The 14,036-nt window shown below is 60.3% G+C and carries 11 protein-coding genes; 9 read left to right on the forward strand and 2 right to left on the reverse strand.

The window, feature by feature from the left end; all coding sequences use genetic code 11:
- Positions 1-43 precede the first annotated feature (43 nt).
- Positions 44-445 (reverse strand): ParB N-terminal domain-containing protein, encoded by a 402-nt coding sequence (locus DXT77_RS22030; RefSeq protein ID WP_085708451.1) that lies wholly within the window; start codon positions 443-445, stop codon positions 44-46.
- A gap of 15 nt (positions 446-460) precedes the next feature.
- On the reverse strand, positions 461-1,348 hold the full coding sequence (locus DXT77_RS22035; protein ID WP_119429152.1) for a CoA ester lyase: 888 nt from the start codon (positions 1,346-1,348) through the stop codon (positions 461-463).
- A gap of 609 nt (positions 1,349-1,957) precedes the next feature.
- Here DXT77_RS22035 and DXT77_RS22040 point away from each other — a divergent pair.
- From DXT77_RS22040 to DXT77_RS22080, 9 genes are all read left to right on the forward strand, one after another.
- Positions 1,958-3,352 (forward strand): Y4yA family PLP-dependent enzyme, encoded by a 1,395-nt coding sequence (locus tag DXT77_RS22040; RefSeq protein ID WP_119429153.1) that lies wholly within the window; start codon positions 1,958-1,960, stop codon positions 3,350-3,352.
- A gap of 14 nt (positions 3,353-3,366) precedes the next feature.
- Complete coding sequence (locus DXT77_RS22045; protein ID WP_119429154.1) at positions 3,367-4,410, forward strand: PLP-dependent cysteine synthase family protein; 1,044 nt, start codon at positions 3,367-3,369, stop codon at positions 4,408-4,410.
- A gap of 28 nt (positions 4,411-4,438) precedes the next feature.
- On the forward strand, positions 4,439-5,587 hold the full coding sequence (locus DXT77_RS22050) for an NAD/NADP octopine/nopaline dehydrogenase family protein (protein WP_119429155.1): 1,149 nt from the start codon (positions 4,439-4,441) through the stop codon (positions 5,585-5,587).
- A gap of 45 nt (positions 5,588-5,632) precedes the next feature.
- Positions 5,633-7,486, forward strand: coding sequence for an IucA/IucC family siderophore biosynthesis protein (locus DXT77_RS22055; RefSeq protein WP_119429156.1), 1,854 nt, complete (start codon positions 5,633-5,635; stop codon positions 7,484-7,486).
- A gap of 13 nt (positions 7,487-7,499) precedes the next feature.
- Positions 7,500-8,744, forward strand: a complete 1,245-nt coding sequence (locus DXT77_RS22060; protein WP_119429157.1) for an MFS transporter — start codon at positions 7,500-7,502, stop codon at positions 8,742-8,744.
- A 14-nt stretch (positions 8,745-8,758) separates the two neighbouring features.
- Positions 8,759-9,943: an aminotransferase class V-fold PLP-dependent enzyme gene (locus DXT77_RS22065; RefSeq protein WP_119429158.1), complete on the forward strand. Its 1,185-nt coding sequence runs from the start codon at positions 8,759-8,761 to the stop codon at positions 9,941-9,943.
- An 84-nt stretch (positions 9,944-10,027) separates the two neighbouring features.
- Positions 10,028-10,543: a sigma-70 family RNA polymerase sigma factor gene (locus tag DXT77_RS22070; RefSeq protein ID WP_085708459.1), complete on the forward strand. Its 516-nt coding sequence runs from the start codon at positions 10,028-10,030 to the stop codon at positions 10,541-10,543.
- Positions 10,544-11,521: a FecR domain-containing protein gene (locus DXT77_RS22075; protein WP_119429159.1), complete on the forward strand. Its 978-nt coding sequence runs from the start codon at positions 10,544-10,546 to the stop codon at positions 11,519-11,521.
- A gap of 93 nt (positions 11,522-11,614) precedes the next feature.
- A complete protein-coding gene (locus DXT77_RS22080) occupies positions 11,615-14,029 on the forward strand; it encodes a TonB-dependent receptor (RefSeq protein ID WP_119429160.1) in 2,415 nt (804 codons plus the stop codon).
- The last annotated feature ends 7 nt before the right edge of the window (positions 14,030-14,036 follow it).

Genomic DNA, 14,036 nt, shown 5'->3' on the forward strand with positions numbered 1-14,036 from the left:
TTGCGCGGAGGACGGGCGGGAGAAGCCCATCCTCCGACACAGGTCAGTCGTACAGGCATTGCAGCGGAATGGAGATCACCGGCAGCGCGGGGTCGAACGCGTGCCGGGTGGTCTTGTACGGGAACAGTTCACCGCGCTCGATGGTGGTGAAAATCCGCGCCACTTCGAACGCTTGCCCGGTTTGCCAATGCCGTACACAGACACGCGGATCGGCGTAGTCGAGCTGGATGCACGGCACCCGTTTCAACCCCAGTGCCCGCGCTGCGTTGAACCGGTGATTTCCGTCCATCACGATGCCCCGGGAGCGCTCGACGATGATCGGCTCCAGCCAATGCCCGGCCTGGATGATCGCTTCGCGCAGCCGTTGCACGTTGAGCGGATCGACCTGCTCGGACTGCCGCACGTCGCACAGTGGCCGCAGGGCAATCTGGTAACCATGTCCCATGATTCGTCCCCCGTTTCAGCAGGCATCCGCGTTGGCGACCAGCGCGTACTGGCTGGCCATGTCCCGCAGGCGTTGGGCCTGTTCGATCAGCGGCAGATCGACCATTTCGCCGTCGACTTGTACCGCGTGGCTGCCGCCGGCCACGGCGTTCAGGACCCGGTCCGCCCACGCCAGTTGGCGGGCGTTGGGCAGGTAGGCTTTCTGCACCGTGGCGATTTGCGACGGATGGATACACAACTTGGCGCCGAACCCCAGCGACCGGGCGTAACGCGAGTCGCGCTCGACCACTGCCATGTCGCTGATGGCCGGGGTCACACCATCGATCGGTGCTGGTAAACCGGCGACGCGCGACGCCAGCACGATGCGATTGCGGGCGAACAGAAACGCTTCGGGAATCTGGCTGCAATCGATGTCCAGCGAGAAATCCAGCGAGCCGAATGCCAGCCGCGCCAGGCCGGGAATCGCTGCAATCGCCTCGACCTGATGCAAACCCTTGGCGGTCTCGATGATGGCGACGATTTGCAGTTCTGGGTTCCACTCCAGCAAGCGCTCAACCACACGGGACAAGCTCTCGGGGCATTCGGCCTTGGGCAGGAAAATTCCTGCGCAGCGCTCGGGGTAGCGCATGTCGCCCAGCCAGGTCATGTCCTGGCGAAACAGCGAGCTGCCGACGCTGTTCAGCCGGATGTAACGCTGGCTGGAGGTTTCGGGCGTGCTCTGCTGCCAGGCCCAGATCGACGCCCGGGCCACGGCCTTGCTGTTCGGATGAACGGCATCTTCGAGGTCGAGAATGATCGCGTCCGGCCCGGCTTCGACCGCTTTGGAAAAGCGCTCCGGCCGGTTGCCGGGAACGAACAGGTAGCTGATGGGAAGCGTGGCGTTGGTACTGTGACGAACAGTCATCGGGACTCTCCTGAGCGTGCTTCAGTCGTGGGTTTTCAAAAAAATTCGAACACCTGTTACAGGGGGAAAACCAGGTTGCATCCGGGTGTCTTGAATCAACCGCCAACACCTTGAATAACAAGGCGTTGGCGGTTTTTAAAATCAACACGCGAGCGCTTACTTGAGCATGCGAATAAGCGGCTTCGCACTCCCCTGTTGTGTGTGTTCATTCAAAAATATTTGAAAACCTTACTTGATAATCATTCCTGTTCGCAATATTGTTCGAGCCGCTGACAGGGTCAAGACTCAAATCAAGACCTGAAATTTTGTTCACGAAAAGTTCGGCGCAATGATGTCATTTACATGTCAGGTAATGGCACTTCAAAAGAGACAAGACCATCAGTCATTGGTCTTATCCTTGCCTGCCTGAACCTTAAGGAGTGGGGTTCTCATGAAACAGTTTTGTGAAAATTTTATGAAAGAACATACCCCGTGTTTATTTTCAGAGTGGATCTGTCATCCGCCTCCACCTCTTTAAACACTCGTATCTGACGAGCAGCAAGAACACAAAAATCGATAACGATTAGTTGTCGACCTGCACATGGCGAATATCGACGCCAGAGGTTTTCTATGCCTGAATTAATTGCGCCGCCAACTAAAGAAACAACAAAAGTTCAATACCCAAAAGTGCTGAAACCGTTAATTGACCCTGTTATCGCCAACCTACTTAAACAATCTCCGGAAAAACTTGTTGAGCTCGTTAATCAACACGGATCCCCGCTGAATCTGGTATGGCCACATGCATTTGAGGCCAACGTTCAGGCGATGCAATCGGTGTTGAAACGACACGAGGTTGACTACGCGATTTTCTACGGAGCCAAGGCCAACAAGTCGCAATGCCTGCTGGCTGCGGCATCGGCTTCGGGCATCGGCACCGACGTGTCGAGCCTGTTTGAGCTGCAAGCGACACTGCGCGCCGGAACGCCGGCGGAACATGTGTGCGCAACCGGGCCGGCCAAAACGGCAGCGTTTCATCGCGCACTGGTGCAAGGTGGATCGCTGATTTGTGTGGACTCACTGGAAGAGTTCAGCCACCTCAAAGCACTGCTCGACACTTCGCAACCAACGGTCAAAGCCCGGATCCTGCTGCGTTACAGGCCGACAAGTTGCCCGGCGAGCCGCTTCGGAATGGGCGCGGAGGATTTGTTTCAGTGCCTTCAATACCTGGTCGAATCGCGTGAGTCGTTCCACTTCGAAGGGTTCCATTTCCACCTCGGCGGCTACGGCTATGAAACCCGGATACAGGCTTTCCGTGAAGTCACCGGCTTCATCGATGCGGCGAGGGAAATGGGCCTCGACCCGGTCATGATCGACATCGGTGGAGGCCTGCCGATGCGCTATGTAGACCCGCAGGATTACAACAGTTTTTTGCAGAACGAAAACAACCCGAGTCATTATCAGAACCGCCGAGTTCCCGACTCTTTTTATCCTTATGGCAGCAGCCTCACGGCTTGCCAGTGGCTGAAGTTATTCCTGGAGTCGGATCATTCCCCGGGAAAAACCATTGCCGGTTACTTGAAAAGCCAGAATATAAAACTGGCACTGGAACCGGGCCGTAGCCTGGTGGATCAAGCGGCAATAAGCGTCTTTCGCGTGACCCGCACCAAACAACTGGCCGACAACAAAGTTGTGATCTTTGCCGAAGGCAGCAGTTTCAGCGCGTGCGAAACATGGTTCTCGTCTGAATACCTTGTCGATCCAATCTTGATCACTTCGAAAGAATCGAAACCTGTTCCGATGCAAGCCTACATCGCCGGCCATAGTTGCCTGGATGATGATGTGATTACCCATCGCCTGATCAACTTCGATACATCACCAGAAACCGGAGATTTATTGATCTACGCCAACACCGCCGGCTATCAGATGGACTTGCTGGAAAACGAATTTCATCGCCACCCGTTGCCGCAGCGACTGATGGCGACATGTTGTACGGAAGGTAACTACGCATTCACACCTGACTATTAAGGGAAGACGTCCAGATGATACTGAATAAAGTTTCGGATCTTATTGGCAATACACCAATGTTGGGCATCGATGTTCCGGATACCCACGCCCGGCTTTTGCTGAAGATAGAGAAGAACAACCCCGGCGGCAGTATTAAAGACCGTATGGCGCGAAACATGGTTTTAGCGGCGCTCAAGTCCGGAAAGTTGAAACCCGGTGGCGTGGTCGTTGAATCGTCTTCCGGCAATACCGGCATCGGCCTGGCCATGGCAGCTGTCGAGTTCGACCTGCATTTCATTGCCGTGGTCGATCACCACGCAGCGCAGGACAAGATTGCGGTGATGAAGGCCCTGGGCGCCGAGATCCGTTTTGTCGCCGGCACTTACCGGGAAGACGAAGTGGCGGTGGTCGAGCGCCAACGGCTGGCTGCCGAACTCGCCTCGCAGATCCCCGGCGCGGTGTTCATGAACCAGTCGGACAACGCGGCCAACGCCGGCGGCTATAGCGATTTCGTCCGTGAAACCATTGCTCAGGCCGGTGGCCACATCGGCGCCTACGTTGGTTGCGTCGGCACCGGCGGCTCGATGACCGGCATCGCACGGGGCCTGAAACTGCACAATCCGGACATCGTCACCGTCGCCGTCGAACCGGCCGGTTCCATTGTCTTCGGCCATCCGGGCTATCCGTATTACCAGTCCGGCACCGGCACCCCGGCCGGCGACACCGTGGGCCTGGTGCTCGACTACAGCTGCATCGATCTGGGCCTGCAAGTCACCGATTCCCAGGCCTTCGAAACTGCCCGCTACATTGCGCGCAATCTGGCCCTGCTGGTCGGCGGCTCGACCGGCGGTGCGATCTACAAGGCGCTGGAACTGATTCACAAAGGCACGTTGACCGGCAACGTCGTGGTGCCGATTGCCGATGGCGGCGAGAAGTACCTGCACACCGTGTTCGACGACAAATGGCTCGAAGAGCGGGACCTGCTGGACCCGGATGTCGCGCCGCAACTGGATCGCTGGCTGGGCAAGACCCGCTGGCTGGAATCCGACGCCACTCCCCTGCAATTGAGCGTCGCCTGACGCGCCTCCCACACAGGAAAGTCTCTGTATGAAACCGCTGAAAGTCGCCATCTGCGGCGCAGGCCGGACCGGGCATCTGAATGCCATCCTGTTTAAACAGTTGCCCAATGTTCAGGTCTCGATGCTCACCAACAATCAGGAAGTGGTCGAGCGGCACCTCGCCAAGCTGCCGATGCAGGCGCTGATGCCGGACGGTTCGACCCTGAGCGCGCGACCGGATCAGGTCAGCACCGACGCCAGCGTCGTGGTGGCCGACGCCGACATCGTGATCATCACCGTACCGGCCCACGCTCGACCGCACACCCTGCAAGCCATCGCGCCGCATTTGAGTTCGAGCAAACCGGTGTACGTCGGCGCGATTCCGGGCTTCTGCGGCTTCGACTGGCTGGCGGAAGCCACGCTGGGTGACCGTTCGAACGTAGTGATCTGGGGCATGAAGGACGTGCCACACACGGCGTTCGATCTGAAGCCGGGCGTGTCGGTGAAAATGGGTGGCGGCAAGAGCCAGCTGTATGTCGCGATGCACGACCGGGAGTCAGCGCAATCACGGCAGCACCTGGAAGAAATCCTCACCACACTCTATGGCCCCTGCGTGACGATGCTCGATCACTACCTGGAAATCACCCTGACACCGGGCAATCCGATCATGCACAGTTCGGTGATTTACGGGTTGATCGGTCCCTACGGCCAGTGGCATCGCAAGATCTTCCCGCAGCGCATGTGCTGGTGGACCGAGTGCCCAGAACTGGGCGCCTATTTTCTGGAACGCATGGATCAGGAAAGCCAGGAACTGTGCAGCGTGATCAGCCAGCGCCTGGGCATCGACCTGTCATCGGTGAAATCCCTCAAGCAGGAAATCGTAGAAGCCTACGGCGAGCAGATCCGCGATCAGAGCAGCATGTTGTCGATCCTGCGCACCAACCAGGCCTACAACGACATCCTCGCCCCGATGATCCCCGCCGACGACAACCGCGCCGGTTACGTGATCGAACGCGAAAGCCGCGCCTTCAACGAGGACGTCGCCTACGGCCTGGTGCTGCTGGTGGAAATGGCCCGGCGCTTCGAACTGAAAGTCCCCTACATCGAAGAAGTCCTGCAATGGAGCGTTTCCTACATGCAGGGTTTGCGCGACTCGGCGCTCGACTACTTCCCCCGCCATTGGCCGCGCACGGCGTGAGCGGATTCAACATTTCATTAATTTCTCGACGAGCAGATAGCTGATATGGATGACTTCAAGACACTCATCGCCTACTCCCGCAAGAACGCCCTGCGACGGATGATCCGTTGCCTGTTTGCCGAAAACATTCTGGACCGCTCGGGGCTGCGCTTCTCTGCGACCGGCAACGAGGCCACCTACGCACTGAAAGACGGCCGCTCCCATGTGTTTTTCTCCAACATCGCCAAGGGGCCGGCCGACACCGTGGTCAATGACGGCGACGTGGTGCTGGTGACCGATGAAGGCGTACGCCAGGTGATTCACACCCATCACGACTTGCTGGATGTGCTGCGCGACAGCTTCGATTTCGAGCCCACCGATGAAGGCATCGCCGGGCTCAAGTCGGACATGGAAAACAGCCTGATGAACGACGCCCACGCGCGTCAGCATCGCCAGCAATGGAACGCACGACTGGCCGCCGCCGCCCGGGAGCAAGGCCTCGACAGCCTGACCGATTACCTGCGCCAGCACGCCAGCACCAAGGACGCCGCGATCCTCCTCGATCAGTGGGGCTCGCTGGAGGGTCACCCGTACTATCCGACCTGGAAAGCCCGCCCGGGTCTGAGCGATGAAGAAGTCGAGCAATTGTCGCCGGAGTTCAACGCCCAGGTGCCACTGCGCATTGCCGCGCTGCGGGCCGACATGGCGAAAAGCGAAAGCATGCCCCACGTCACCGACTACCACAGCTGGTTCGCCAGCAACTTCCCGACTCAATGGGAGCAATGGAAAGCGTCGCTCAACGGCAAGGGCCTGGACGAATCCGAGTGGTTGCCACTGCCGATACACTCCTGGCATTTGCAGGCTTACGTGCTGAAAAACTTCGCAGCGGAAATCGCTGAAGGCATCCTGATCACCGACGGCCCGGACATCCAGACCCTGCCGACCATGTCCTACCGTACGATGATGCCGGTGCTCAAGGAGAGCGCGCCGCTGATCAAGTTGCCGATCGCCGTGTGGATGACCAGCGAGCTGCGCAGCCTGCAGGCCAAGTCGATCCACATGGGGCCGCGCATCAGCACCGTCATCACGAAAATCCTCGAAGTCGAAAACGGTTTCGAGCAACGCCTGGAAATCTTCCCGGAAGAAATCGGCGTGCGCTACAAGAATGCGATCACGCAGGATGACCACCCCGGCCGGCATCTGTCGGTGGTGTTCCGTGCCAGCCAGCAAGCGTTCGAGCGCTCCGACGAGTGCCTGCCAATCACCGTGGCTTCTCTGTTCACTCGCTTGCCGGGCAGTGGCCGACCGTTGTTCACCGAGTTGATCGAGCGTGACGGCGTTCGGGCCAATACCGCTCAAGTTGAAGACTGGTTCCGCCAGTACGCCAAAGTGGTCACCCACCCGGTGGTGGCGATCTACCTGATGTACGGCATCGGGCTTGAGGCGCACCAGCAGAACACGATGGTGCTGTTTTCCCCGGATGGCAAAGCACGTAGTCTGCTGATCCGTGATTTCGGCGACGGCAGGACCTACGCTCCATTGCTGGAAGGACGCGGCTACACCCTGCAACCCCATGTGCAGCCGGGCATTCTGCCAACGGTGTTCGAGGGCGATATCGAGCCAGTGCGCATGTTCGTGCTCGACGCGGCGTTCCTCACGCACCTGCATGAAATGGCCCTGTGGCTGACCAAGGAGTACGCGCTGGACAACAACCGGATGTGGGACATTCTGCGTGAAGAGACCGAACTGGCCTTCGCCGCAGTGCGCGAGCGTGTCGCGCCGCAGCTGTGGGAAATCGAGCGCAAGGCCTTCCTCAATGATCCGTGGCCGACCCGTTCGTTGCTGCGCATGCACATGATGCAGTACTCCAACTACCGGATTCAGCACACGCTGACCAACCCGCTCAATGTCGTTCAATAACCGAGGCTGACCCATGACCCAAGCAGGTGCCATCGCGGGTTCGCGCGTAAGAGTCCTGATCTATCTTCTGTTCGCGATCCAGCTCATTTCGATGGGTGCGATGGAAATGAGCGGGCCGTTCTGGCCCGTCCACCTGCGTGGGCTGACGTCTTCAGACTCGCTCTTCAGTTTCGCCAGCATCGCCGTGTACGTCGGGCCGATGCTGGGCATTATTCTGACCAGTGCATTCTGGGGCCGTATCGGCGACCGCTACGGCCACAAGTTGATGATGATCCGCGCCCTCGCCGGCCTGTCATTGACCCAGCTTGGGCTGGCCCTGTGCAGCGACATCTGGGTGATCCTGATCCTGCGCTTCCTGCAAGGCGCCTTCGCCGGCTACATCGCCCCGGCCCAGGCGTACGGCGTGAGTATCGAAGCGCCTTCGCGACGGGCACGGCTGTTCGCGATCCTGCAGATCTCCACCAACGTCGGCTCGTTGCTTGGCGCAGTGGTGGGCGGGCTGATCCTCGACTACGCGACGTTCTTCTGGATCAACATGATCGCCGCCGTGTTGTGCGCGATCTGCACCGGGGTCGCGGCCGTCACGCTGCCGGACGTGCCGCCGGTGAAGAAGGCCCCGGTCGCGGATACAGCGACGCCAGGCAGTCACAATGGCAGCGTCTGGCAAGGCACGCCCCTGCTGTCGCTGCTGGGTGTCATGGGTATCTTGCTGCTGGCGCGGATGCTGCCGCAGACCTCGTTCTCGCTGTATGTCAGCTCGGTGTTCGAGGTCAGCAACTCGGTGGTCGGGCTGTGTTATGGCTTGCTGGCGCTGGGCTTCATTCTGTCGGCAACCGCGTGGTCGCGTTACTTCGAGCACCGCAATCAGCAGGACACTCTGCAACGCATCACCTATGTCGTGATCGGCTGCATTGCGCTCACGGCACTGGCCGGCATCACGCGCAACCCGATCGTGTTCGTCGGCGCCTACTTCATCTGGGGCGTATTGCTCGGGGCCACGACGCCGGTGCTGATGGCCCTGATTTCGAAGACCGCCGACAGCTCGCGTCAGGGCTACGTGCTGGGCATTGCCCAAAGCACTGCGCAATTTGCGTCCATCGCCGGCATCTCGGCCGGTGGCCTGCTCAGCCAGGTCTATGGTTTGCAGTACACCTATCTGTTTGTCTGCCTCGCCTACATCCTCGCGCTGATTCCCATCGTTGCGTTGCGCTACCGGCCCATGGTCATGCAACCGAGCCAGATCCCGCCGGGCGACTGATCAAGGAGTTTGCTTTGAACATTGAACAACTGCGCGCCGACACACCGGGTGTCGAGCAACTGATTCACTTCAACAATGCCGGTGCGGCGCTGATGCCTGATCCGGTGATCGAGGTGATGACCCGTCATCTGCAACTTGAAGCCCGGATCGGCGGTTACGAGGCCGCCGGGCAGCAATCCGTTGAAGTGGAAAATGTCTACGAAGACATCGGCCGACTGATCAACGCCCGTCCCGAAGAAATCGCGGTGATCGAGAACGCGACCCGCGCCTGGGACATGGCTTTCTATTCATTGCCGCTGCGGCCCGGTGATGTGGTGCTGACATCGACCACCGAATACGCCGGCAACTACATTCCCTATCTGCAACTCAAGCAGCAGCGCGGGATCGAGATCAGGGTCATTCCCAACGATGAACAGGGCCAGGTGTCATTGCCGGCACTGCGGGACATGCTAGGCGATGACCGGGTCGCCCTGGTGTCGCTGCCGGTGATTGCCACCAATGGCGGCCCGGTGCAGCCCATCGAACAGATCGGCGCGCTCGCCCGCGCGGCCGGGGTTCTGTTTCTGCTGGATGCCTGTCAGGGCGTCGGGCAGATGCCGATCGATGTGCAGAAAATCGGCTGCCATATGCTCGCTGCCACCAGCCGCAAATACCTTCGTGGCCCTCGGGGCATGGGGTTTCTCTATGTCGAAAAAACCTTGTGCGAAAGCCTTGAGCCGGCATTTCTCGACCTGCACGCGGCGTCATTGCTGACCCCGGACACCTTCAAAATTCGCGGTGATGCCCGGCGCTTCGAAAACTGGGAATGCAACGTCGCCGCGAAACTGGGCTTGGGGGCGGCGGCCCGTTACGCCCTGGCGCAGGGCATCGAACCGATGTGGCAGCGCATTCAACGATTGTCAGCGCATCTGCGCAATCGCCTGACCGACGTGCCGGGAGTGACGCCGCAGGACATGGGCGCCATCAAGTCGGGCATCGTCACCTTCACCTGCCAGAACGCCAGCGCGGCGCACGTCAAGGAATGGCTGGCCGGCCAGGAAAAGCGTATCAACGTCACCACCTCGACCTTCCGTTCGACGATGCTCGACATGCAGCAACGGGACCTGCTGGAAGTCAGCCGCGCATCGCTGCACGCCTACAACACCGAGGCCGAAATCGATGCCATGGTGGACGCGTTGATGAGAATGCCCCGCGCCTGAAAACGGATGCTGATTCGCGCTTGCGTCGCGGGCTCTTTGTACACTAGCATTGGGAATACTTCTCAATTGCAAAACACTGCAGCCATGAGCGAAACCCTTCCCGCGAACAACGACAACCATCTGCGCGTGATCGAAGCGCTGTACAGCGGCCATCATGGCTGGCTGTACAACACGCTGAAGAAAAAACTGGGTAACGCCATGGATGCGGCGGATCTGGCGCAGGACACCTTCACCCGGATCCTCGCCTCCCAGGTCACGGCCATCGAACAACCCCGGGCTTACCTGAGCTGCGTGGCCAAGGGCATCCTCATCAACTGGTATCAACGCAAGGCACTGGAACGCGCCTACCTCGATGCCCTCGCGCATTTGCCGGCACCGGAAGTGCCTTCTCCAGAACTGCGCTTCGTGGTGCTGGAAACCCTGCACGAAATCGACGCGATGCTCGACACCCTCCCGCCCCTGGTCAAACGCGCGTTCCTGCTGTCGCAGATCGGCGGCTTGAAATACGCCGACATCGCCGAGCAGCTGGACGTCTCGCTGATCACCGTCAAGCGCTACATGAAACAGGCTTTCGTGCAGTGCCTGATGCTGGTGGAATGAATGCTCACGCGTCGCAATGAACCGCCGCTCGATCCGAAAATTCTCGAAGAAGCCGCCGAATGGCTGATGCGTCTGAGTGAAAACGACCTCAGCGAAACCGAGCGTGCGGAATGGGAATACTGGAAAGTCAGCAGCCCCGAGCGCAATCGGGCGTGGTCCCGCGCGCAATTGCTGCAAAGCAAGTTTGGCGGCCTGCCACCGGCGCTGGCGATGTCGGCGCTGGATCGCCCGAGCAACCCGGAGCGCCGCGCAGCCCTCGGCAAACTGGCCTTGCTGCTGGCAGCGGTGCCCGCCGGTTGGGGCAGCTGGAAACTCGCGCAATCGCAGCAATTGTCCGCCGATTACCACACCGCCATCGGCCAGCGCCGCGAACTGACCCTGGCCGACGGCTCGCACATCACCCTGAACACCGACACGGCCATCGACGTTCTGTTCGACAGCCGGCAGCGCCTCATCAATCTGCGCGAAGGCGAAATCCTGGTGCAGACCGCGCCGGACAATGCCGCGCAGCCTCGACCCTTTCTGGTCAGCACCCGCCAGGGCCGGATGCAGGCGCTGGGCACCCGCTTCACCGTTCGTGAATGGCAGCCGCGCACCCAACTTGCGGTCCTCGAAGGCGCCGTGCAGGTCGAACTGGCCGACAACCCTCAGCGCACCCCGATCATCGTCAACGCCGGGCAACGCACCGACTTTTCATCACAGGCCTTTGGCTCGCTCAACCCGACCGACCGCAACGTCGGCGCCTGGGCCCAGGGCATGCTGATGGCCGACAAGATGCGCCTGGCGGATTTCGTCGTCGAACTGGCGCGCTATCGTCGGGGGTTCGTGCGCTGCGACCCGGCCATTGCCGACTTGCGCATTTCCGGGGCCTTTCCCATCAGCGATACCCAGCGTTCGCTGAACATGCTGGCGCAGACCTATCCCGTGCACGTTTCAGGGCACTTGAGCGGTTACTGGGTGACGCTCTCACCCGCCTGAGCAAAAAAATCACCGCACAGGTGATACTTTTTTTGTTCTCGGCTGGCAATGAAAGGAACAACCATTCCACCTCGTCCATAGGGTCATCCCTTCATGCTCGTTGCACGACCCTTGCTTCCGGATCGTCTGCTAAAGCCCGTTATTCGCAGTGTGTTGCTCAGCGTTATGCTGGGCCTGGCTGGCGGTGCGTTCGCGCTGACTGCCGAGCCGGCGCAACTGGACGCAGTCACCGTTCGAGCCTACAACATCGCTCCGGGGCCGCTTGGCGTGACCCTCTCGAGTTTTGCCGTGGACGCCGGGATTGCCCTGTCGTTTCAGCCATCGATCACCGAAGGCCTCGTCAGCCCGGGATTGTCCGGCAGGTACTCGATTCAGGAAGCGGTGTCCCGGCTGCTGGAAGGCAGCGGTCTGGAAATGGTCGCCCGCAGCGACGGCACCTGGACGCTGGTGGTACGCCGGGTCACGTTGTCAGACACCACGGTCGAAGGCACCGACAAGCGCACCGACAGCTTGCCATCGGTGCTCCCGGGCGGTCAGGCCGCTCGGGGCGGACGCCTCGGTATTCTGGGCAACCGTGACGCGATGGACGCCCCGTTCAGCGTCAGCAGCTACACCTCGACGCTGATCAAGGACCAACAGGCGGTCACAGTCGGAGACTTGCTCGAGCGCGACTCTTCGGTGCGTTCCACGGGACAGGCCGGCGGCATTGTCGATTCGTTTTTCATCCGTGGTTTTCCGGTCGGCGAAGGCAACCTCGGTGAACTGGCGTTCGATGGCGTGTACGGCGTGGCCTCCAACTACCGGGTGTTCACCGAATACGCCGAACGCATCGAACTGGTCAAAGGCCCCGCCGCCCTGCTTTACGGCATGTCGCCCAACAGTGGCGTCGGCGGCGTGATCAACGTGGTGCCCAAGCGTTCTCTGGACGAAGACCTGACCCGATTTACCGCCAATTACGCCTTGAACACACAAGTGGGCAGCCACCTCGACATCAGCCGGCGATTTGGCGAAGAACGCCGGTTCGGCGTGCGAATCAATGGCAGCGTCCAGCAAGGCGAAACGGCCATCGACAAGCAATCGAGAGAAGTCGGCATCGGCGCGATTTCCCTCGACTATCAGGGCGAGCGCCTGCGCACTACCCTGGACCTGATCAACCAGAAAGAATCATTCGACGCCGCTTCCCGACCATTCCTGATCGCCCCTGGCGTAGACATTCCTTCGGCGGCCAACGGACGCACCAGCGTCAGCCAGGAGTGGGGCTGGTCGGATACCCGAGACAAATCGGCGTTACTCGGTGGCGAATATGACCTCAACGACAACCTGACGCTGTTCGCCCACGCCGGTGGCGGACGGTCGGATGTCGCGCGCATGTCCGACCAGACCCCGACCATCGTCAACGCAGCGGGCGACACTTCGTCGATCCCCGGCTATTACAAATTCGAAGTCCAGCGCTACACCGTCGATGCCGGGGCACGCCTGCGGTTCAACACCGGGCCGGTCAGCCACAGCACCGCCCTGCAAGTCACCCGTTATCGCGATGAGCTGGCGCGTGGCATCATTTCCGGCCCGGCGATCCTGTCGAACATCTACCACCCGATCGACCGCCCGAAACCTGCAATCGCCAAACCCGATACACCCAAAGTCTCGCAAAGCGAACTGTCGGGCGTGGCCCTTGCCGACACCCTGTCGGTACTCGACGAGCGCGTGCAAGTCACGGTCGGGTTGCGCCAGCAGAACATCAAGTCGGACAACTACAACGCGGCCGGCTTCGTCACCACCTCCTACGACAAGAGCAGATCCACGCCGCTGTACGGGGTCGTGGTCAAGCCCTGGGAGCATGTCTCGTTCTACTACAACTATGTCGAAGGCCTGAGCAAGGGAGACATCGCCCCGTCCGCTGCTTCGAACGCCGGCGAGATCTTTTCTCCCTACGTTTCCCGACAGCAGGAGCTTGGGGTCAAGCTCGACTACGGCAGTTTCATGTCCACCCTGGCGCTGTTCCAGTTACAGAAACCAAGCGGTGAACTGGCCTCGGGCGTGTTTTCGGTCCAGGGCGAGCAACGCAATCGCGGGGTGGAGCTGAACATGGCGGGCGAAGTCTCCCCTGGCACTCGCCTGCTAGGTGGCGTGACGCTGCTTGACGGAGAGCTGACCCGAACCAGGGTTGCCGCCAATCGCGGCAACAAGCCCGTGGGGGTGCCAGAGGTGCAGGCCAACCTCTGGGCCGAGTGGGACGTCCCGAAAGTCGAAGGCCTGACGCTGACCAGCGGCGCCATCTACACCGGCAGCCAGTACGTCGATCAGGCCAACACGCAGAAACTGGATGACTGGACCCGCTTCGACGTCGGCGCCCGCTACGCCACGCGCATCGCCGAACGGCCGACCACTTTCCGGGCCACCGTGCAGAACGTGCTCGACCGCGAATACTGGTCGGGCGTCGCGTCTTATGGCGCGTTCTCTCAAGGTGCGCCTCGGACCTTGTTGCTCTCCGCCACTGTCGATTTCTGAAACGTCC

Source organism: Pseudomonas sp. 91RF (assembly GCF_003576265.1).
In the GTDB taxonomy this organism is placed as follows: domain Bacteria; phylum Pseudomonadota; class Gammaproteobacteria; order Pseudomonadales; family Pseudomonadaceae; genus Aquipseudomonas; species Aquipseudomonas kribbensis.